This window comes from Delftia tsuruhatensis, from assembly GCF_903815225.1.
Classification (GTDB): Bacteria; Pseudomonadota; Gammaproteobacteria; order Burkholderiales; family Burkholderiaceae_C; genus Comamonas; species Comamonas tsuruhatensis_A.
This window is the reverse complement of the sequence record NZ_LR813084.1, coordinates 1,700,661-1,721,150: the sequence shown is the minus strand read 5'-3', so window position 1 is coordinate 1,721,150 and position 20,490 is coordinate 1,700,661. Positions and strand designations below refer to the sequence as shown.

The 20,490-nt window shown below is 67.9% G+C and carries 21 protein-coding genes; 11 read left to right on the top strand and 10 right to left on the bottom strand.

The genetic code is table 11. The features are described 5' to 3' along the window. Nucleotides 1-2: 2 nt before the first annotated feature. Nucleotides 3-1,985 carry a DNA topoisomerase IV subunit B gene (locus L1Z78_RS07815; RefSeq protein ID WP_234640965.1) on the bottom strand — a complete coding sequence of 661 codons (1,983 nt, stop codon included), beginning with the start codon at nucleotides 1,983-1,985 and terminating at the stop codon, nucleotides 3-5. A 144-nt stretch (nucleotides 1,986-2,129) separates the two neighbouring features. On the opposite strand from L1Z78_RS07815, the gene L1Z78_RS07810 reads away from it, so the two are divergent. From L1Z78_RS07810 to bamC, 5 genes are all read left to right on the top strand, one after another. After that, nucleotides 2,130-3,356 (top strand): MFS transporter, encoded by a 1,227-nt coding sequence (locus tag L1Z78_RS07810; RefSeq protein ID WP_418921678.1) that lies wholly within the window; start codon nucleotides 2,130-2,132, stop codon nucleotides 3,354-3,356. 1 nt (nucleotide 3,357) lies between these two features. Continuing rightward, nucleotides 3,358-3,504, top strand: a complete 147-nt coding sequence (locus L1Z78_RS07805) for a hypothetical protein (RefSeq protein ID WP_234640964.1) — start codon at nucleotides 3,358-3,360, stop codon at nucleotides 3,502-3,504. A gap of 67 nt (nucleotides 3,505-3,571) precedes the next feature. Then, nucleotides 3,572-4,141: a class I SAM-dependent methyltransferase gene (locus L1Z78_RS07800; RefSeq protein ID WP_234640963.1), complete on the top strand. Its 570-nt coding sequence runs from the start codon at nucleotides 3,572-3,574 to the stop codon at nucleotides 4,139-4,141. Between the two features lie 75 nt (nucleotides 4,142-4,216). Continuing rightward, entirely contained in the window at nucleotides 4,217-5,113 is an 897-nt protein-coding gene (gene dapA / locus L1Z78_RS07795; RefSeq protein WP_234640962.1) for a 4-hydroxy-tetrahydrodipicolinate synthase, read from the top strand. A gap of 40 nt (nucleotides 5,114-5,153) precedes the next feature. Then, nucleotides 5,154-6,266 carry an outer membrane protein assembly factor BamC gene (gene bamC, locus L1Z78_RS07790; RefSeq protein WP_234640961.1) on the top strand — a complete coding sequence of 371 codons (1,113 nt, stop codon included), beginning with the start codon at nucleotides 5,154-5,156 and terminating at the stop codon, nucleotides 6,264-6,266. Between the two features lie 199 nt (nucleotides 6,267-6,465). Here the strand turns inward: bamC and L1Z78_RS07785 are convergent, their stop codons facing one another. The 3 genes from L1Z78_RS07785 to L1Z78_RS07775 form a co-directional block, all read right to left on the bottom strand. Further along, complete coding sequence (locus tag L1Z78_RS07785; protein ID WP_234640960.1) at nucleotides 6,466-6,753, bottom strand: hypothetical protein; 288 nt, start codon at nucleotides 6,751-6,753, stop codon at nucleotides 6,466-6,468. A 386-nt stretch (nucleotides 6,754-7,139) separates the two neighbouring features. After that, the gene (locus L1Z78_RS07780; RefSeq protein WP_234640959.1) at nucleotides 7,140-8,270 is read right to left on the bottom strand and encodes a cupin domain-containing protein; all 1,131 of its coding nucleotides are present in this window, start codon (nucleotides 8,268-8,270) and stop codon (nucleotides 7,140-7,142) included. A gap of 95 nt (nucleotides 8,271-8,365) precedes the next feature. Further along, a complete protein-coding gene (locus L1Z78_RS07775; protein ID WP_234640958.1) occupies nucleotides 8,366-9,322 on the bottom strand; it encodes a helix-turn-helix domain-containing protein in 957 nt (318 codons plus the stop codon). 245 nt (nucleotides 9,323-9,567) lie between these two features. Between L1Z78_RS07775 and L1Z78_RS07770 the strand changes: the two genes are divergently transcribed. Together L1Z78_RS07770 and L1Z78_RS07765 are read left to right on the top strand one after the other, a co-directional pair. Beyond that, on the top strand, nucleotides 9,568-11,019 hold the full coding sequence (locus L1Z78_RS07770) for an aldehyde dehydrogenase (protein WP_234640957.1): 1,452 nt from the start codon (nucleotides 9,568-9,570) through the stop codon (nucleotides 11,017-11,019). Between the two features lie 166 nt (nucleotides 11,020-11,185). Continuing rightward, nucleotides 11,186-11,707: an FKBP-type peptidyl-prolyl cis-trans isomerase gene (locus L1Z78_RS07765; protein WP_234640956.1), complete on the top strand. Its 522-nt coding sequence runs from the start codon at nucleotides 11,186-11,188 to the stop codon at nucleotides 11,705-11,707. A gap of 61 nt (nucleotides 11,708-11,768) precedes the next feature. Here L1Z78_RS07765 and L1Z78_RS07760 read toward each other — a convergent pair whose 3' ends face one another. Both L1Z78_RS07760 and L1Z78_RS07755 read right to left on the bottom strand, forming a co-directional pair. Then, nucleotides 11,769-12,320, bottom strand: coding sequence for a glycine zipper 2TM domain-containing protein (locus L1Z78_RS07760; protein WP_234640955.1), 552 nt, complete (start codon nucleotides 12,318-12,320; stop codon nucleotides 11,769-11,771). Nucleotides 12,321-12,466: 146 nt separating this feature from the next. Further along, nucleotides 12,467-12,847 carry a PepSY domain-containing protein gene (locus L1Z78_RS07755; protein ID WP_234640954.1) on the bottom strand — a complete coding sequence of 127 codons (381 nt, stop codon included), beginning with the start codon at nucleotides 12,845-12,847 and terminating at the stop codon, nucleotides 12,467-12,469. 258 nt (nucleotides 12,848-13,105) lie between these two features. Here L1Z78_RS07755 and L1Z78_RS07750 point away from each other — a divergent pair, with 258 nt between their 5' ends. From L1Z78_RS07750 to L1Z78_RS07740, 3 genes are read left to right on the top strand one after another with little or no spacing between them, the layout of a single operon-like run. After that, nucleotides 13,106-13,411 carry a PepSY domain-containing protein gene (locus L1Z78_RS07750; RefSeq protein WP_234640953.1) on the top strand — a complete coding sequence of 102 codons (306 nt, stop codon included), beginning with the start codon at nucleotides 13,106-13,108 and terminating at the stop codon, nucleotides 13,409-13,411. A gap of 4 nt (nucleotides 13,412-13,415) precedes the next feature. Continuing rightward, nucleotides 13,416-14,090 carry a response regulator transcription factor gene (locus L1Z78_RS07745; protein WP_234640952.1) on the top strand — a complete coding sequence of 225 codons (675 nt, stop codon included), beginning with the start codon at nucleotides 13,416-13,418 and terminating at the stop codon, nucleotides 14,088-14,090. Beyond that, on the top strand, nucleotides 14,087-15,520 hold the full coding sequence (locus L1Z78_RS07740; protein ID WP_234640951.1) for a sensor histidine kinase: 1,434 nt from the start codon (nucleotides 14,087-14,089) through the stop codon (nucleotides 15,518-15,520). Before L1Z78_RS07745 ends, L1Z78_RS07740 begins: the two co-directional genes overlap by 4 nt. Before the next feature lie 36 nt (nucleotides 15,521-15,556). Here the strand turns inward: L1Z78_RS07740 and L1Z78_RS07735 are convergent, their stop codons facing one another. The 4 genes from L1Z78_RS07735 to coaBC form a co-directional block, all read right to left on the bottom strand. Continuing rightward, nucleotides 15,557-16,375 (bottom strand): hypothetical protein, encoded by an 819-nt coding sequence (locus L1Z78_RS07735; protein WP_234640950.1) that lies wholly within the window; start codon nucleotides 16,373-16,375, stop codon nucleotides 15,557-15,559. 47 nt (nucleotides 16,376-16,422) lie between these two features. After that, nucleotides 16,423-16,872, bottom strand: a complete 450-nt coding sequence (dut, locus tag L1Z78_RS07730) for a dUTP diphosphatase (protein ID WP_234640949.1) — start codon at nucleotides 16,870-16,872, stop codon at nucleotides 16,423-16,425. Between the two features lie 81 nt (nucleotides 16,873-16,953). Then, nucleotides 16,954-17,472: a hypothetical protein gene (locus tag L1Z78_RS07725; RefSeq protein WP_234640948.1), complete on the bottom strand. Its 519-nt coding sequence runs from the start codon at nucleotides 17,470-17,472 to the stop codon at nucleotides 16,954-16,956. 16 nt (nucleotides 17,473-17,488) lie between these two features. Continuing rightward, complete coding sequence (gene coaBC / locus L1Z78_RS07720; protein WP_234640947.1) at nucleotides 17,489-18,712, bottom strand: bifunctional phosphopantothenoylcysteine decarboxylase/phosphopantothenate--cysteine ligase CoaBC; 1,224 nt, start codon at nucleotides 18,710-18,712, stop codon at nucleotides 17,489-17,491. 102 nt (nucleotides 18,713-18,814) lie between these two features. Between coaBC and L1Z78_RS07715 the strand changes: the two genes are divergently transcribed. After that, nucleotides 18,815-20,473, top strand: coding sequence for a CTP synthase (locus tag L1Z78_RS07715; RefSeq protein ID WP_234640946.1), 1,659 nt, complete (start codon nucleotides 18,815-18,817; stop codon nucleotides 20,471-20,473). Nucleotides 20,474-20,490: the final 17 nt, after the last annotated feature.

Below are 20,490 nucleotides of genomic sequence, written 5' to 3'. Positions count from 1 at the left end.
GCTCAGATGTCGACGTCGATGGCGTCGCCGTGCAGCTCCATCAGCTCGCGGCGCGCGGCGGCCTCGCCCTTGCCCATGAGCCTGGTGACGACCTGCTCGGCCGCCGCGAAGTCGAGGTTCATGAACTGCACGGGCAGCAGGCGGCGCGTGTCCGGGTTCAGCGTGGTCTCCCACAGCTGCTCGGCATTCATCTCGCCCAGGCCCTTGAAGCGGCTGATCTGGCATTTTTCGCGCGGCACGCCGTCCTTGGCGCACTTGTCGAGGATGGCCGTCAGTTCGCCCTCGTCCAGTGCATAGAGCTTGGCTGCGGGCTTCTTGCCACGCGCGGGCACGTCGACGCGGAACAGCGGCGGCAGCGCCACATGGATGTGGCCGGCCTCGATCAGCTTGGGAAAGTGGCGGAAGAACAGCGTCAGCAGCAGCACCTGGATATGGGAGCCATCCACGTCGGCATCCGACAGGATGCAGATCTTGCCGTAGCGCAGGCCCGAGAGGTCGGGCGTGTCCTGGGGGCCATGCGGGTCCACGCCGATGGCCACCGAGATGTCATGGATCTCGTTGTTGGCGAACAGCCGGTCGCGGTCCACCTCCCAGGTGTTGAGCACCTTGCCGCGCAGCGGCAGCACGGCCTGGATCTCCTTGTCGCGCCCCATCTTGGCACTGCCGCCGGCCGAGTCGCCCTCGACCAGGAAGACCTCGTTGAGGCTGGTGTCACGGCTTTCGCAATCGGTGAGCTTGCCGGGCAGCACGGCCACGCCCGAGCCCTTGCGCTTTTCGACCTTCTGGCCGGCCTTCTGGCGGGTCTGCGCGGCCTTGATCGCGATCTCGGCCAGCTTGCGGCCCCATTCCACATGCTCGTTGAGCCACAACTCCAGCGCGGGGCGCACGTAGCCGCTGACCAGGCGCACGGCATCGCGCGAGTTCAGGCGCTCCTTGATCTGGCCCTGGAACTGCGGGTCCAGCACCTTGGCGTTGAGCACGTAGCTGGCGCGTGCGAACACGTCGTCCGGCATGAGCTTGACCCCCTTGGGCAGCAACGAGTGCATTTCGATGAAGGCCTTGACCGCCTGGAACAATCCCTCGCGCAAGCCGCTGTCATGCGTGCCGCCAGCCGTGGTGGGAATCAGGTTGACATAGCTTTCGCGCAGGGGCGCCCCTTCTTCTGTGAAGGCCACGCACCAGGCGGCACCCTCGCCTTCGGCGAAGCTGTCATGGTGGCGGTCGGCAAAGCCCTCGCCCTCGAACAGCGGGATCACCGGCTCGCCATGCAGGCTTTGCTGCAGGTAGTCGCGCAGGCCGCCCTTGAACTGCCAGGTCTGGGTGTCGCGCGTCTTTTCATTGACCAGGGTCACCGAAACGCCCGGCATGAGCACGGCCTTGCTGCGCAGCAGGTGCATCAGTTCGCCCATGGGCAGCTGGGCGGACTCGAAATAGCGGGCATCAGGCCAGACACGCACGGTCGTCCCCTGCTTGCGCTCGCCAGCGGCCAGCGCGCGGGTCTTCAGGGGCTCGACCACATCGCCACCGGAGAAGGCGATGGTCGCGACCTTGCCGTCGCGGTGGATGCAGGCCTCCAGCCGCGTGGCCAGCGCGTTCGTGACCGAGACGCCCACGCCGTGCAGGCCGCCCGAGAAGCTGTAGGCACCGCCCTTGCCCTTGTCGAACTTGCCGCCCGCGTGCAGCCGCGTGAAGACCAGCTCGACCACGGGGGCCTTCTCCTCGGGGTGCAGGCCGAAGGGAATGCCCCGGCCGTCGTCCTCGACGCTGAAGGAGCCGTCGGAATGCAGGATGAAGCGGATTTTCTTGCCGAAGCCGGCCAGCGCCTCGTCGGCCGCGTTGTCGATCACCTCCTGCAGGACATGCAGAGGATTGTCGGTGCGCGTGTACATGCCGGGGCGCTGCTTGACGGGCTCCAGACCCTTGAGCACGCGTATCGAGCCTTCGGAGTAGTCGCTCGCGGAAGTGGAAGATGGTTTGACTGCCATGGGGGCGGATTGTAGTGTGCGCTCCGGCAGACTGCTGGATGCATTCACAGTTATTGACAGGAATTGCGGAGGTACCCGGCTCGACAGGCGCATGGGCGACGGTGTGTCCAGCGCAAAACCCGGAGTTTCGCTAAAGTTTGCCGCATGCACAAAAACAACCAACCCATGTCCATGGTGCAGATACTGCTGTGCGGGGGCGCAGTCGTCACGCTGTCCATGGGAATCCGCCACGGCTTCGGACTGTGGCTGCAGCCCATCACCCAGGAGATGGGGTGGACGCGCGAATCCTTCGCCCTGGCCATCGCCATCCAGAACCTGTCCTGGGGCGTGCTGGGCATCTTCGGCGGGATGCTCGCCGATCGCTTCGGGGCCTTTCGCGTTCTCATTGGCGGAGCCCTGCTCTATGCGGCAGGCCTGGCGGGCATGGCCGTCGCACCCACGACCGCCTGGTTCGCGCTGACCGCCGGCGTGGTGATCGGGGCCGCCCAGGCCGGCACCACCTATGCCGTCATCTATGGCGTGCTGGGCCGCCAGATCCCGGTGGCTCGGCGCAGCTGGGCCATGGGTGTGACGGCGGCGGCAGGCTCCTTCGGCCAGTTCTTCATGGTGCCCGTGGAGGGAGGCCTGATCGCCCACTTCGGCTGGTCCAACGCCCTTTTGCTGTTGTCGCTGTGCGCGCTGATGGTCATCCCGCTGGCTTTCGGATTGCGCGAGCCGGGATTCTCCGGCGGTGCAAGCAAGCCCGTTCGCGACCAGAGCGCAGGCCAGGCCGTGGCCGAGGCGCTGCGCACGCCCAGCTTCGTGCTGCTGACGGCCGGCTACTTCGTCTGCGGCTTCCAGGTGATGTTCATCGGCGTGCACATGCCCAGCTATCTCAAGGACTACGGCCTGGCGCCGCAGGTGGCCAGCATCTCGCTGGCGCTGGTCGGCCTGTTCAACATCGCCGGCACCTACGTGGCCGGCAACCTGGGCCAGCGCCTGCCCAAGCGCTACCTGCTGTCCACCATCTATTTCACGCGCTCGGTGGTCATCGTGCTGTTCCTGCTGGCGCCGCTGACACCCTGGTCGGTCTACATCTTCTCGGCCGCCATGGGTCTGCTGTGGCTGTCCACCGTACCGCTGACCAACGCCACCGTGGCCCAGATCTTCGGCGTGCAACACCTGTCCATGCTCAGCGGCATGGTGTTCTTCAGCCACCAGGTCGGCAGCTTCCTGGGGGTCTGGCTGGGCGGCTATCTCTACGACCATACGGGCAGCTACCAGGTGGTCTGGTACCTGGCCATCGCCCTGGGCGTGGCCGCGGGCCTGCTGAACCTGCCGATCCGCGAGGCGCCCGTGGCCAGGCTGCGCCCGGGCGGCGCCACGGCCTGAGATGATGGCCACCAGGTACCGCCCCGGGCTTCTGGGCAGGCTGGTGCTGTGGGCCGCCGTGCTGGCGGCCCTGGGCCTGGTCTTCATGCTCTACCTGCAACCGCAATTCATGCTGAGCATGGCCGATCAACTCTGGGCCTGCTTCTGAAGCGGCTGCGGCATCAACGGGGCGGAGGCACAATGGCGCCGCCTTCCATTGATTTCCCCTGCTCCACATGCATGCAGCCACACCGCCCTCCTCCTGGATCCAGCGCTGGTCCCACCTGCTGGCGCCGCAAGCGACCGTGCTCGACGTGGCCTGCGGCCCCGGCCGCCACATGCGCTGGTTCCATGCGCGCGGCCATGCCGTCACGGGCGTGGACCGCGATGCCCAGGCCCTCGCGGGCCTGCAGGGCGTGGGCGAGCAACTGTGCGCCGACATCGAGAACGGCCCCTGGCCCCTGGCCGGCCGGCAGTTCGGTGCCGTGATCGTGACCAACTACCTTTGGCGCCCCCTTTGGCCCGGACTGCTGGACAGCGTGGCGCCTGGCGGCGTGCTGCTGTATGAAACCTTTGCACAGGGCAACGAAGCCTTCGGCAAGCCGTCCCGGCCGGACTTCCTGCTGGCGCCCGGCGAGTTGCTGCAGGCCTGCGCGGGCTGGCACATCGTCGCCTACGAGCACGGCCTGCTGCACGGGCCCGACCGCATGATCCAGCGCATCGCCGCGCTGCGCCCCGATGGCAGAGGCCGGGAACCCGTGGCGCAGTTGGCGCATCAGAAGGCAGCGGACCCCGCAATCGCCTGAATCCCTACGGGCAGGCGCCTTGGGCCTGCCTTCGACACTCGTTAGAATGGTCCTTTCCCGTTTTTTCTTGCGGACATGACATCCTCCTCCGTCGCCCTCACTGGCAGCATCGTTGCCCTCATCACGCCCATGCACGAGGACGGTAGCGTCGACTACCCGGCGCTGCGAAAACTGATCGACTGGCATGTGGCCGAGGGCACGGACTGCATCGGCGTCGTGGGAACGACAGGCGAATCCCCCACCGTCAACGTGGAGGAACACTGCGAAATCATCCGCGTGTCCGTCGAGCAGGCGGCAGGCCGCGTGCCGGTCATGGCCGGCTGCGGCGCCAACAGCACGCACGAAGCCATCGAGCTGGCCCGCTACGCCAAGAAGGTCGGCGCCGACAGCCAGCTGCAGGTCGTGCCCTACTACAACAAGCCCACGCAGGAGGGCCAGTACCAGCACTTCAAGGCCATCGCCGAGGCCGTGGGCGACCTGCCCATCGTGCTGTACAACGTGCCCGGCCGCTCCGTGGCGGACATGCAGCATGACACCGTGCTGCGCCTGGCGCAGATCCCCGCCATCATCGGCATCAAGGAGGCCACGGGCAACATCGAGCGCGCCCAGTGGCTGATCCGCGAAGTGCCCCAGGGCTTCGGCGTGTATTCCGGCGATGATCCGACTGCCGTCGCGCTGATGCTGTGCGGCGGCCATGGCAACATCAGCGTCACCGCCAACGTGGCGCCGCGCCTGATGAGCGAGCTGTGCAAGGCTGCCCTGGCCGGTGACGTGCGCACCGCGATGGATCTGCAGATGCGCCTGATGCCCGTGCACAAGAACCTCTTCGTCGAGGCCAACCCCATTCCCGTCAAGTGGGCCGCAGCCCGCCTGGGCCTGTGCGGCCCGGCCATGCGCCTGCCCATGACACCCCTGAGCAAGAACCTGGAAGCCACCGTGGAAGCCGCACTGCGCTCCGCGGGTCTTCTGTGAGGCTGCAGCCCCACCGACCGAACGCACCAAGGATATTCGCGTGAAACAGCCCATTGCACGTCTGAGCCTGCTGAGCCTGGCCATCGGCCTGACCGCCTGCACGACCACGTTCCAAGAGAGCAAGATCGACTACAAGAGCGCCGGCAAGCAGCAGGCGCCCACGCTGGAGGTCCCGCCGGACCTGACCCAGCTGTCCACCGACTCGCGCTATGCCGTGCCCGGCGGCGTCGTCTCGGCCGCTGCCATGGAGGCCAACTCCAAGGCGCAAAAGCCTTCTGAGGGCCGCACGGCCGCAGCCACGCTGGGCGACGTGCGCATCGAGCGCAACGGCGAACAGCGCTGGCTGGTGATCAAGCGCCCCGCTGATCAGCTGTGGGAGCCCGTGCGCGACTTCTGGCTGGAAAACGGATTCATCTTCACCACCGAGGACCGCCAGCTCGGCATCATCGAGACCGACTGGGCCGAGAACCGCGCCAAGATCCCGCAGGACGTGATCCGCAAGACGCTGGGCAAGGTCTTCGACGGCCTGTACTCCACCAGCGAGCGCGACAGGTTCCGCACCCGCCTGGAACGCGGCGCCGATGGCACGACGGAGGTCTACATCACCCACCGCGGCATGCAGGAGGTCTACACCAGTGCCCAGAAGGACCAGACCATCTGGCAGCCGCGTCCTTCCGATCCGGAACTGGAAACCGAATTCCTGCGCCGCCTGATGGTCAAGCTCGGCGTCAGCCAGGAGCAGGCCGATGCCGTTGCCAAGGCCGACACCACCGCGGCCACCGCCACAGGCAGCGTACGCATGGACACCGTCAATGGACAGCCCGTGCTGCAGATCGATGAAGGCTTCGACCGCGCATGGCGCCGCGTGGGCGTGGCGCTGGACCGCACGGGCTTCACCGTCGAGGACCGCGACCGCAGCCGCGGCATCTACTTCGTGCGCTATGTCGCCCCCGATGCCAAGGTGGAGCCCAAGGGATTCTTCGGCAAGCTGTTCAGCCGCTCGCCCGATGCGGCCCCTCCGGTCAAATACCAGATCCAGGTGCGCAGCGAAGGCAGCAAATCCACGGTCAGCGTGCTCAACACGCAGGGCCAGCCCGAGACCTCGGCCAACGCCCAGCGCATCGTGCGCGTCATCACCGACGACATGAAGTAAGCGAGACCATCCTCTTGGGGGGGTGTGGCGGCAGCGCCCGCCCTCGCTTGCAGCCACCGCGCAGCCTGCTGCCGGTGGCTTTTTTGCGCCTTGTCCATGGACGCAGGACCGCCGTGCACAGGCGAAAAAAAAACCGCATCCGAAAGATGCGGTTCTTGGCGGCAGGCAACCCAGGGCCCTGCCATCGGCGAAGGCCGGATTACTGCTTGGTGGCTTCCTTGGCGGCAGCGTCGGCAGCAGCCTTGGCAGCGTCGGCGGCGGCATCCGCAGCGGGAGCTGCAGGAGCGGCAGCGTCGGCGGCGGGCGCTGCGGGAGCAGCTGCGTCGGCGGCGGGAGCGGCAGGAGCGGCTTCTGCGGGAGCGGGAGCGGCCGGTGCGGGAGCTTCAGCAGCAGGTGCGGGAGCGGGGGCCGGAGCCTCTTCCTTCTTGCCGCAAGCGGCCAGAGCTGCAGCAGCGATCACGGTAGCCAGGATCAGAGAGTTCTTCATCACAGTTTCCTAGAGAGTAGGTTAGAAGACAGTAAACAGGGCAGGCCCCGCCAGAGCGCGCAGGATGCCAGCAACCAGCGCGCTACGGCCAAGCCGTGTCAAACACATTCATTCGACTTGGAGCGGATTATAGGGAGGTTTTCAAGAGGCTGACTGAAACTGACAACCCATGAACAATTCCGCACAAATCCCCTTGTCAAAACCGGATGGGGCAGCAGCCAAGCTGCCTTGGCGTCCACTGTGTAACAAAACCAGGTTGCTGTCAAATTACTGACGGACTTCAGACAATTCTTTACAAATCCATCAGAGTCCGCCCCCGGCCAGCAGAACACTGTCAACAGTGAATGCCCGAACTTAGCATGCCTGCGCCACAGCGTCCAGCCGGTTCACGACAGGCTGCCTGCACGGACCCACCCGGCATCGAACCAGGAGGACAGCAGCTCCAGCGCATCGTCGCTGGCCTTGGCCAGATCGGCGCGGGACAGGCTGCGGGTATCGGCCAGCTTGCGCATCAGCGTGGCATCGCGGCCACCGGCCAGGTAGCTTTCGCCGTTGATGAAGACGTGCCGGGCGTCATACATCATGCGCGTGCGCCGGTCGAGCACCACGCTCTCGAACATGCCGTTCTCCTCGCCATGCTCGAACCAGACGTTGGCCTTGGGCTCGGTCATGTATTCGCCCAGGGCACGCTCCAGCGCCAGCGGCTCGGCCAGGGCGCGCTCCAGCGCCTTGCGCGCGAAGTCATGCAGGCTGGCGGGGATCTCGCCCGGGGCCTCGACGGCCGGCTGGTCGGGATCGCGGTAGACGACGGGGACTTCGGGCTCGTCCGGCTCGTCGGACATGCGCAGCAGCAGCTCGCGGGCCAGCTCTTCGCGGGCGGGCGAGCGAAAGCCGATGGAGTAGGTCATGCACTCGCCTTCGGCAATGCCGTCGTGGGCCCACTTGGGCGGCAGGTAGAGCATGTCGCCGGGCTCGAGCACGAACTCCTCCTCGGGCTCGAAATGCGAGAGGACCTTGAGCGGCACGTCGGGTTGCAGCGACAGGTCCTTCTGGCGGCCGATGCGCCAGCGGCGGCGGCCGTGGGCCTGCAGCAGGAATACATCGTAACTGTCGAAGTGCGGGCCCACGCCGCCCTGGTCGGTGGCGAAGCTGATCATCAGGTCATCCAGCCGCGCCTCGGGCACGAAACGGAACTGCTGCATGAGCTGGTGCACGCCGTCGTCGTGCAGATCCACCCCCTGCACCAGCACGGTCCAGCCGGGCTTTTGCAGCGAAGGCAGGCTGCGCCGCGACAGTGGGCCGTGGCTGAGCTTCCAGGCCCCGCCATCGAGCTGCTGGATCAGGCGCGACTCCACCCCGTCCTCGCCGGCCATGGCCAGCAGGCGCGCGCGCGGGATCAGGGGCTTGAAGCCCGGGATCGCCTGGCGCACCAGCAGCGGCTTCTTGTGCCAGTGGCGACGCATGAATTGAGAAGCGGTAAGCCCGCCCAGCAGGGCAAGCGGGGTGTTCGTGTCCATGAAAAGGTCCGGAAAGAGCAGAGAGACAGGGCGGCATTGTCCTATGCGGCCCCTTGCCCTGTCCTGGCGCCAGCGCAAGCAGGCGCCCGATCGCTTCATGCCGGCACGCGCATGGCACGGAAATCCGAGGGCGACAAGCCCGTATAGGCCTTGAAGGCACGGCTGAAATGCGCGCTGCTGCCAAAGCCGCAGTCCATGGCCACCTCGGTGATGGTGCGCTGCGCGTGCGCAGGCAGCAACAGCTCGCGCATGCACAGCTCCAGCCGGCTGTGCTGGATGAAGGCCCCCAGGCTGGTCTGGCTGTCGGCGAAGGCATTGTGCAGATGGCGCTTGCTGCAGTTGAGTGCCACGGCCACCGTCTCCACGGACAGCGCGGGATCGCGCAGATGGGCCGCAACATGCGCGCGGATGCGGTCCTGCAACGCCATCTGCTGCGTGCCTGCCGTACCCTGCCCCGCCAGCTCCTGCAGCGACAGGTGCACCATGTCCAGCAGCAGCTCGCCGGCGCGGCGCGCCAGATGCGGCGCCATGCCGGGCAGTTCCTGGTAGGTGCTGCGCATGGTCTCCAGCGCGATGCGGGCGATGCCGGAGCTGCCCCCCACATTGCGCCCCATCAGGCCTTCCAGCCGGATGCCGCGGTCGATGATGGCCTGGCGTGGCAGCATGACGATCAGGTGCTCGGACCACTCGGGATTGGAGACCTCGTACTCCTGCGCGGTGTCGTAGATCACCCAGCTGCCGCTGCGCACGCTGGTCTCGCGGCTGTGCTGGCGCACGCTGGCCACGCCCTCCCAAGGCGCGACGATCTTCAGGTAGGGCGACTCATGGGCACGCAGCCCCTGCATGCTGCGGATCACACGGTGGCGACCGGCTTCCAGCTTGGTCAGCACCACGTCGCCGGCGTTGGCCACTCGCACATGGCCTTCAAACAGGCTGTCGCCATAGAGGTCCGTATGCAGGCCTGCGAACAGCCGCGCCATCCAGGCATGCCAGGCCGGTGCCGCCTCGTCGGGCGGCAGTCCGTCGGTGCTCAATACCATGGCATCGGTCATATGCGCTCTCTCCTCTTCGCCGCGCACGGACAGGGAGGGTCGCGCGGCCATGGAGCGATTATCGAAAGCGCGGCGCCACCGGGCCCCGAGGCTTTCCCCTCATGCCCACTGGACAAGGGAAAACCCCAAACCCTCTGCACGATCCGTCATGCGCTTTGTGCACGCGAGGCCGCGCCCCGCGCAGGCCACCTGCCTACGATGCATGGACTGCCCCGCGCACGGAATTCCCACTTCAGGAGACACACATGATCGAACAAACCATGCTCATCGCCGGCCAGGCTGTGCAGGCCGGCAACGGCGCCACCTTCGAGCGCAGGAATCCGCTGGACGGCTCGGTGGCCACGCGCGCCCCGGCCGCCACGCCCGAGGACGCCGTGCGCGCCGTCGAGGCCGCGCACAAGGCCTTTCCCGCCTGGGCCGCCCTGGGCCCGACCGAGCGCCGCCAGATGCTGATGAAGGCTTCGCAGGCGCTGGAGGCCAAGACCGAGGCCTTTGCCGCCGCCATGGCCGCCGAGACCGGTGCATCGGGCATCTGGGCCGGCTTCAACGTGCACCTGGCCGCCAGCATGTTCCTGGAGGCCGCCTCGCTGACCACCCAGATCAGCGGCCAGATCATCCCCTCCGACGTGCCCGGCAGCCTTGCCATGGCCGTGCGCCAGCCTGCTGGCGTGGTGCTGGGCATCGCCCCCTGGAACGCGCCCGTCATCCTGGCCGTGCGCGCCATCGCCACGCCGCTGGCCTGCGGCAACACCGTGGTGCTCAAGGGCTCGGAGCTGTGTCCCGCCACCCATGGGCTGATCATCGAGGCGCTGCAGGAAGGCGGCCTGCCGCCTGGCGTGGTCAACTTCGTGACCAACGCACCCGAGGATGCAGGCGCCGTGGTCGAAGCCATGGTGGCCCACCCGGCCGTGCGCCGCGTGAACTTCACGGGCTCCACGCGCGTGGGCCGCATCATCGGCCAGACCTGCGCAAGGTACCTCAAGCCCGCCATCCTGGAGCTCGGCGGCAAGGCGCCCTTCGTGGTGCTGGACGATGCCGACATCGACGCCGCCGTGGCCGGCTGCACCTTCGGTGCCTTCGCCAATTCGGGCCAGATCTGCATGTCCACCGAGCGAATCATCGTGGACGAGGCCGTCGCCGAAGAGTTCCTGGCCAAGCTCACGGCACGCGCCAGCACGCTGCCGCTGGGCGACCCGCGCAAGGGCCCCGTGGTACTGGGCTCCGTGGTGGACATGGCCACCGTGGAGCGCGCCAACCGCCTGATCGACGACGCGCTGGCCAAGGGCGCGAAGCTGCTGTGCGGCGGCAAGGCCACCGATACGCTGATGGCCGCCACGCTGATCGACGGCGTGACGCCCGAGATGGACATCTTCCGCGAGGAAACCTTCGCCCCCGTGAAGGCCATCGTGCGCGTGCGCGGAGAAGAGCAGGCCATCGCCATGGCGAACGACAACGAGTTCGGCCTGTCCTCTTCCGTCTACACCCGCGACACGGCGCGTGGCTGGCGCGTGGCCGCCCGCATCGAGGCCGGTATCTGCCACGTCAACGGTCCCACAGTGCACGACGAGGCGCAGATGCCCTTCGGCGGCGTGAAGAACTCGGGCTACGGCCACTTCGGCGGTCAGGCCGGCATCGACGCCTTCACCGAGACGCGCTGGATCACCCTGCAGACCACGCCGCGCCACTATCCGTTCTGAGCACCCGCCCCGCACAGGGGCTACCGGCCGGTGCCGCAACGCCGCCGGGCAGGCATGGGAAAATCGCTGCAACGTGGCCGCCAGACCGACCCGCCATCAACGGGCAGGGCTGGCGGCCTTTTCACCGTCCCCACGGCGCGGCAGTGCCCGCGCAAGCCTGAACATCATGGAAATCACCGAACAATGCGTGGTCGCACTGACCTGGACCCTCAAGGACACCCTGGGCGAGGAACTGGACGTGCTCGACGAGCCCGTGGAATTCCTGGTCGGCGGCGATGACCTGCTCAAGCGCATCGAGGAGGCCCTGCAGGGCCACGGCCAGGGCAAGGTCCTGGACCTGCACCTGGAGCCCGAGGAAGCCTTTGGCGACTATGACGAAAGCCTGATCTTCCTGGAGCCGCGCGCCCTGTTCCCGGCAGAGCTGGAAGAAGGCATGAGCTTCGAGGCCAGCGCCCTGCCCAAGGGCTGCAGCGCCGTGCAGCCCGACCTGCTCTACACCGTCACCGAGATCTATCCCGAGCACGTGGTGCTGGACGGCAACCACCCGCTGGCCGGCATCGCGCTGCGCCTGCACCTGAAGGTCGAGCACGTGCGCGAAGCCACCGAGGAGGAAATCGGCCGCGGCTCGGCCGGCACGGGCTTTTTCCGCGTGCAGCCCATGGCGCCAGGCAGCGATACGCTGCATTGATGAAGCCGCGCGCTCCCATGACAAAGGGCTCCAGCGGGAGCCCTTTGTCCATCCCGAACGCTCAGCGATACAGCTGGTTGCCATCCACGCGCACCACCTCGCCGATGCGCATCTGCGGATTGTTCTGGTAGTCGAACACGCGCGTGCTGCCGTCGTTCAGTTGCACGGTGACGCGGTAGACATCGCGCAGGTCGCCGGGCCCCGTGTTCTTTTCGATGGCATTGCCCGCCATGGCACCTCCGACCACGCCCGCGATGGTGGCGATGTCACGGCCGCTGCCCTTGCCGACCTGCCGGCCCAGCACGCCACCGACCACGCCGCCGACCACGGCCCCCGCGCCTATGCCGGATCCTCCGATGCCGCTGGGCTGCTGCACCTGCACCAGCTGCACATTGGAGACGCGCCCCTGCTGCACATAGCTGCCGCCTTGCCCCCCACCGGGATAGCCGTTGCCGGGATAACCACCGCTGGGATAGCCGCTGGTCGGATAGCCCCCGGCGGGGTAGCCCCCGGCAGGATAGCCGCCCTGTTGCGGATAGCCCGCGCAGGCGCTCAGCAGCAGTGCGGCCATGCAGCTGGCACCGATGGCGCTCAGGCGATGAATGGAAGGCATGGAAAATCTCCTGTGTACTGTCCGTGGATCGATCAAGGGCAGCCACGGGTATCGCCCGCGACTGCATGCCATTTCAACGCCACAGGCCGCGCCTGCGCCGACCGGACGGAACACTTGCTGACAATAATCAGCCTTCCCATGCCGCCTCAATGCCTTGCGCGCACGCTGAGCACGTTGCCGTTGTTGCCATCGACGTAGAGTTTCACGGAGCGCCCGTCGCCGGTCAGTCCCTTGACTTCGTAGAGTCCGCCCTCCCACTCGATCTCGCTGAGGCTGCGGTAGCCCAGCCCTTCCATGCGCTCGGAGATCTCGCGGATGCTCAGGCCGGGCCCCTGGAAAGTGCCGCGCACGGAGGCGGCCGTCGTGGCCATGGCCTGGCTCGCTTGCGCGGTCACCGAGGGCTCGCCCGTTGCGGCGGCCTCGGCCTGCACCTGGGCCACGAGGGCGACGCCGGCGATGAGGGCAATGCCCAGGCCGGTCAGGCCATGGCTGGCGATACGGGAAATGAGGGATTGCTTGGCGGTCATGCGGTTCTCCTTGGCGTATGAACAAGGGCTGAAAGCCAGCCCGGGCACCTGTCGCCGACGGCATCGAGGGATGGCATCTGCGACGGCATGGCGCCATTGTTCGGGGCCTGCCATGAACGCAGGCTGAAGCATCCGTTCATGCACGGTTCATCCGCGCTGCGCTATAAGTCCTGCAAAGACTGCCGGGGCCTTGCGCCCCATCCCCAGACCATGGCCATGCAAAGAAATCCCTCTCCATCTCCCCACCGACACTCCTTGATGGTGATCGCCGCGCTCGTGCTGATGGCGGCCGCCCTGGCATCCTGGACCACGCCCAGCGATGCCGGCGACAGCGACCACGAACTGGCCCGCCGGGCCTTGCAGCAAGGCCAGGTGCTGCCGCTGCGCACCGTGCTCGACCAGGTCGAACGCGAATACCAGGGCCAGGTCATCAAGGTCGAGTTCGAGCATGACGATGGCCGCTTCATCTACGAGATCCGGCTGTTGCAGTCCGGCGGCCGTGTGGCCAAGCTCAAGATCGATGCCCGCGACGGCAAGGTGCTGAGCTTCAAGCGCAAGGACTAGAGCGATGCGCATACTCGTGGTGGAAGATGAACCCACGCTCCGCGGCCAGCTCGTTCAGGCACTGCAGGAGGCTGGCCATACGGTGGAGACCGCCGGCGACGGCGCAACGGCCCAATACCTGGGCGAGGTCGAGGCATTCGACGCCGCCGTGCTGGACCTGGGTCTGCCCGTGCGCGACGGACTGACCGTGCTGCGGGCCTGGCGCGCGCAAGGTCGCAGCATGCCCGTGATGATCCTCACTGCGCGCGGTGCCTGGCACGAGAAGGTGGCCGGCATGGATGCCGGCGCGGACGACTACCTGTCCAAGCCGTTCCATATGGAGGAGCTCATGGCAAGGCTGCGCGCCCTGCTGCGCCGGCTCAGCCCGCATGCCAGCGCCCAGTGGCAGTGCGGGGCCATCGTGCTCGATTCGCGCCAGGCCCGCGTGAGCGTGGCCGGCCAGGCACTCAGCCTGACCAGCCACGAATTCAAGGTCCTGGCGCTGCTGATGCAGCGCGTGGGCGAGGTGATCTCGCGCACCGAGCTGTCCGAGCACATCTATCCGCAGGACAGCGACCGCGACTCCAACACCATCGAGGTCTTCGTGGGCCGCCTGCGCAAGAAGCTGCCCCCCGGCAGCATAGAGACCGTGCGCGGCCTGGGCTACCGGCTGGTCGATTGCAGCGCCCCCCCGGCATGACAGCGCGACCAGGCACATCGGGCTGGCGTCTCGGCGATTCGCTGCGCCTGCGCCTGCTGGCCGGAACGCTGGCCTGGGTGCTGGCAGCCGTGCTGGTGGCCGGCTGGGGATTGCGCGGACTGTTCCGCGACCACATCGCCCAGCAGTTGCAGGCCCAACTGGTGCTTCAGCTCGACCAGTTGAGCGCTGCCGTCAACAGCCTGCCCGGCGGACGCATCGAAGTCGGCATGGCGGTGGGTGATCCCCGCCTGTCGCAGCCGCTGTCGGGCCTGTACTGGCAGATCGACCGGCTGGCTGGCGAGGCGGGCACCACCGCTGCCGCCGGCCAATTGCGCTCCCGCTCCCTCTGGGACCAGACACTGGACTGGCGCCAGTTCCGAGCCGACACCGGCAGCCCCGGCGCGCACCACGAAGACACGGCCCTGCGTACCGGCACGCTGCCCGACGGACAAGGCCACCAGCTGGTGGCCGTGGCGCGTCCGCTGCAGCTGCCCGAGTCCGACGCGCCGCCGCTGCGCCTGATCGTCGCGGCCGACAGCGTGCTGCTGGCCGAGCCCATGCAGCGCTTCACCACCATGCTGATCGCCGCTCTCGGCACGCTGGCAGCCGGCCTTGCGCTGGCCGTGGTCCTGCAGCTTCGTCTTGCGCTGCGGCCGCTGCAATGGCTGCGCAAGGGCCTGTCCGATGTGCGCACGGGCGCCACGCCGCGGCTGGAAGGCCATTTCCCCCGCGAGCTCCAGCCCCTGGTGCAGGAGTTCAACCATGTGCTCGGCGTCAATGCCGACATGGTGCAGCGCGCGCGCACCCAGGCCGGCAACCTGGCCCATGCCGTCAACACACCGCTGACCATCCTGGGCAATGCCGCCGAGCAGGCCGATGGCCCTCTGGCCGACCTGGTGCGCGAGCAGGTGGCCAGCGCCGGCCGCCAGGTGGAGCACCACTTGGCCCGTGCGCGCGCGGCTGCGCGCCAGGCCACGGGCCTGCGCACTCCGGTGCGGACTCCGCTGGAGTCCCTGGTGCGCACCATGGCCCGGCTGCATGCGGGGCGCGGCATCCGCTTCACGCTGGAGGGAGAACCCGCGCACTGGGACTTCCTGGGCGATGCCCAGGACCTGATGGAGATGCTGGGCAACCTGCTGGACAACGCAGGCAAATGGGCCGGGCAGGCCGTCAGGCTCGATGTCCAGGGCCACGATGCACAGCTGCTGCTGACCGTGGACGACGACGGCCCCGGCATTGCACCGGACGCGCAGCAGCGCATCTTCGAGCGCGGCGAGCGCCTTGACGAGCGCCGCCCCGGCGCGGGACTGGGCCTGGACATCGTGCGCGACCTGGTGCAGACCTACGGCGGCGGCATCGAGGCCAGCCGCTCGCCGATGGGCGGGTTGCGCATGCAGCTGCGCCTGCCGGGTGCCAGAAGGGACGGGTGAGGGCGCGGGCGCGCGCGATGGCAGCCTGGCGGCGGCTCAGTGCCCGCGCAGGGCACGCAGGACCTGCACCAGCGTATCGGCTTGGGGAAACAGCCAGTCGGCCAGGGCCCCGAGCGCCACGGCCGCCACCAGCGCACCCAGCACCGGCTTCCAGCTCAGGCGCAGCGCGGCCAGCAGCCAGCCCTCGCGCTCCACCACATAGAGCGTGCGCGCCATCAGCAGCGCAAAGGCCACCTCCACCGCCACGGCCAGGAACAGATCGGCGCCAAAGACCAGCCACAGCAGCGACCCCGCCCCCGTGACCGCCACCAGCAAGGCGGCGAACACCAGCAGCACCGGCACCAGGACCACGGCGCCCTCGTCGAGCCCGTCGATGCCGGGCAGGTCCACTCCCGGCAGGTCGATGCCCTGCGATGCGGAGGATGCGACCTCCGGCAGGGCCCCTGCGTCATCCCAACTGCCGCTGGCCCCGCCGCCACCATAGGAGCCCCCCTGCCCGCTCTCGAAACCGCCCGGCTCCGGGCCGCGGGAAGGCGAGCCTCCGCCGGAAGTGGCATCCGGCACGTCCCAGTCGCGGCGCAGCATGCACTCGGCCCACAGGCGCACCAGCAGCAGATACAGCAGATAGCCGCTGGCCAGGGCGACGCCATAGCGCAGCGCCATGCTGTGCATGCCCGCATGCAGCAGGGCCAGGCTCAGCAGCGCCATGCCGGCCAGGCTGAGGCCGCCGGTCAGCGCTGCGTGCAGGCGCAGCCAGTGGCGCTGCTGCAGGCGGCGGCGCATGCGGTCTTCCTCGGTCAGCAGCACGCGCGTCCACGATGCGGAGCGGCGCCTGCGCGCAGATGGCCTTGCCATGCGGACCTCCCTCGCGCCGGGCCCCTGGCAACGGGCCCGGCCTGGTGTTACTGCTTGCCGGTCGAGCCGTAGCCGCCAGCGCCTCGCTCGGAAGCCGCCTCGAACTCCTCGACGATGTTGAAGCGCGGCTGCACCACGGGCACGATGATCAACTGGGCCAGACGGTCCATGGGCTGCAGCGTGAAGCCCGTGGCCGAACGGTTCCAGGCACTGACCATGAGCTGGCCCTGGTAGTCGCTGTCGATCAGGCCGACGAGATTGCCCAGCACGATGCCGTGCTTGTGGCCCAGGCCCGAGCGCGGCAGGATCATGGCCGCGTAGCCGGGATCCTTCAGATACATGGCCATGCCCGTGGGCACGAGCTGCCACTGGCCGGGTTCGAGCGTCAGCGGCGCATCGATGCAGGCACGCAGGTCCAGGCCCGCGCTGCCCGGCGTGGCATAGGCGGGCATGTTCTCGCGCAGGCGCGCGTCAAGGATCTTGATGTCAACGTTCATGAAAACAGGCTGGGGAGGGCCTCAGGAGGATCCGGAGGGCGGCTCCCGCAAAAAGCAAAGCGCGCATTGTGCCCCGTGCCATCAACGGGGTGATCGCAGCCCGGCGCGAAAACCTTTGAAAAGGGCATTGATGACGGTCAGCAGCAAGATGATGGGGCCCATGCCGGGAATCGCCACAGCGAGGATCAGCCCGATCACCAGGGCCAGCCATTGGCCCGGCCCCAGCTTGAAGCCCGTCTTGCCGCCTGCCTTGGCTGTCGTCGCTGCCCGGACCTGGGCACGCGCCGCCTGGCGGCCACGATCGGCCTTGCCGCCATGCCGGTCCCCGGCAGGCGCCTGCCGGTCGGCAGCGGCCTGCCCTGACGCCTGCTGCGCCGCGGCGCGCGCCTTCTCGGCGGCCGCCTGCACCTGCTCACGCACGCGCTCGGCCACGGAACGGGCCTGCGCGCCGGGGGTGGCCACCGCATCGGTGAAATCGCTGCGTCCCTGGGCCAGCCAGCCCTGGGCTGCCGAGCGGTACAAGGGGCTGGAGCGCAGCAGTTCATCCACATAGCGCACATAGTCGCCGTGGCGTGGGCCTTCGTAGGAGGTCTGTGGCATGCGGGCTTTCCGTGGTTCAGCGCAGGGGGGGCAGGCGCCGTGCGATCTCGGCGACGAGCTGGCGCGCCAGCAGCGCCTTGGAGGCGTGCGGCAACTCCTTCGTACCGGCCTCATCGATCAGCAGCAGGGCATTGTCATCGCGCCCGAAGGTCGCCGGACCGATGTTGCCCACCAGCAGCGGCACCTGCTTGCGCTGGCGCTTGGCGCTGGCGTGCTGCAGCAGGTCATGGCTCTCGGCCGCGAAGCCCACGCAATACAGCTGGCCGCTGCGCGCGCGCTCGGACTGCGCCGCGGCGGCGAGGATGTCGGGGTTCTCGACGAAGGCCAGCGTGGGCACCCGGCCCGAGCCGTCCTTCTTGATCTTCTGATCGGCCGCGCTGGCCGGACGCCAGTCGGCCACGGCCGCAGTGGCGACGAAGACGCCGGTCTGGGGCAGTTGCTGCTGCACGGCGTCGAACATCTGCTGCGCCGACTGCACGTCGATGCGCTGCACGCCACGCGGGGTGGCCAGATGCACGGGGCCGGCCACCAGGGTCACCTGGGCGCCAGCCTCGCGCGCGGCCCGCGCGATGGCAAAGCCCATCTTGCCGCTGGAATGGTTGGTGATGCCGCGCACCGGGTCGATGGCCTCGAAGGTCGGCCCGGCCGTGACCAGCAGCCTGCGGCCCTGCAGCAGCTTGGGGGTGAAGAGTGCGGCCAATTCCTCCATGATCTCCTCGGGCTCCAGCATGCGGCCGTCGCCGGTCTCGCCGCAGGCCTGGTCGCCCGTGCCCACGCCCAGCACCTGCGCACCGTCGGCGGCGACCTGCGCCAGGTTGCGCTGCGTGGCCGGATGGGCCCACATCTCGCGGTTCATGGCGGGCGCCAGCAGCAGCGGCACGCGGTCCATGGGCCGCGCCAGGCACATCAGGCTCAGCAGCTCGTCGGAGCGCCCCTGCACCAGGCGTGCGATGAAATCCGCGCTGCACGGTGCGATCAGCATGGCATCGGCCTCGCGGCTGAGGTTGATGTGGGGCATGTTGTTGGGCTCGCGCGCATCCCACTGCGAGCCATAGACCGGGCGCCCGGACAAGGCCTGCATGGTCACGGGCGTGATGAACTGCTCGGCCGCCTCGGTCATCACCACCTGGACCGTGGCGCCGGCCTGCACCAGCAGCCGCACCAATTGCGCCGATTTGTAACAAGCCACGCCTCCGGAGAGGCCGAGCACCAGATGTTTGCCTGCGAACACTTCAGTCATGGCGCGCAATTTAGCAGACGGCGCGCGATCCCAGAGCCCCGCTCGGCGCGGCGAATTCGGCGGCGCATCTATAATCCTGCTTTACCACCACCAAAAAAAGACATGACCAAATTTGTCTTCGTCACAGGCGGTGTGGTGTCTTCCCTGGGCAAGGGAATCGCCTCAGCCTCCCTTGCTGCGATCCTCGAATCGCGCGGCCTCAAAGTCACCCTCATCAAGCTGGACCCCTACATCAACGTAGATCCGGGCACCATGTCGCCCTTCCAGCACGGCGAAGTGTTCGTGACCGACGATGGCGCCGAGACCGATCTGGACCTGGGCCACTATGAGCGTTTCATCGAGACGCGCATGAAGCAGTCCAACAATTTCACCACCGGGCGCATCTACCAGAGCGTGCTCGAGAAGGAGCGCCGCGGCGACTACCTGGGCAAGACCGTGCAGGTGATTCCGCACGTGACCAACGAGATCCAGGAATACATCAAGCGCGGCGCCGGCGTCGGCACGCCCGATGCGGTGGACGTGGCCATCTGCGAGGTCGGCGGGACGGTGGGCGACATCGAGTCCCTGCCCTTCCTGGAGGCCGTGCGCCAGCTGGCCCTCAAGCAAGGCCCCAACAACACGGCCTTCGTGCACCTGACCTACCTGCCCTGGATCGCCACGGCCGGCGAGCTCAAGACCAAGCCCACGCAGCACACGGTGCAGAAGCTGCGCGAGATCGGCATCCAGCCCGACGCCCTGCTGTGCCGCGCCCAGCACCGCGTGCCGGACGAGGAAAAGGAAAAGATCTCGCTGTTCACCAACGTGCCCGAGTGGGGCGTGATCTCCATGTGGGACGTGGACACCATCTACAAGGTGCCGCGCATGCTGCACGAGCAGGGCCTGGACGGCCTGATCTGCGACAAGCTGCGCCTGAACACGCCGCCCACCAACCTCAAGCGCTGGGACGACCTGGTCCATGAGACCGAGCATCCGCAAGGCGAGGTCAAGATCGCCATGGTCGGCAAGTACGTCGAACTGTCGGATGCCTACAAGTCGGTCAACGAAGCGCTCAAGCACGCCGGCATGCAAAGCCACGTGCGCGTGAAGATCACCCACGTCGACTCCGAGACCATCAGCGACGCCAATGCGCGCGACAAGCTCTCTCAGTACGACGCCATCCTCGTGCCCGGCGGCTTCGGCTCGCGCGGCGTGGAAGGCAAGATCTCCACGGCGCGCTTCGCCCGCGAGAACAAGGTCCCCTACCTGGGCATCTGCCTGGGCATGCAGGTGGCCACCATCGAATACGCCCGCCACGTGGCGGGCCTGGAAGGCGCCAACTCCACCGAGTTCGACGCCAAGGCCGCCCACCCCGTGATCGCGCTGATCACCGAGTGGAAGGACGCCGACGGCACCGTGAAGACGCGCGACGAGAACTCCGACCTGGGCGGCACCATGCGCCTGGGCGCCCAGTCCTCGGACGTGCAGCCCGGCACGCTGGCACACGGCATCTACGGCGACGTGGTCACCGAACGCCATCGCCACCGCTACGAGGCCAACGTCCAGTACCTGGACCAGTTGCGCGAAGCCGGCCTGGTGATCTCGGCGCTGACCCAGCGTGAGCAACTGACGGAAATCGTCGAGCTGCCCAGGCAGGTCCACCCCTGGTACATCGGCGTGCAATTCCACCCCGAGTTCAAGTCCACGCCCTGGAGCGGCCACCCGCTGTTCAACGCCTTCGTCAAGGCCGCGATCGAGCGCCAGAAGGCGCCTCGCAAGCCCTGAGCCCGCCGCCGCCCACC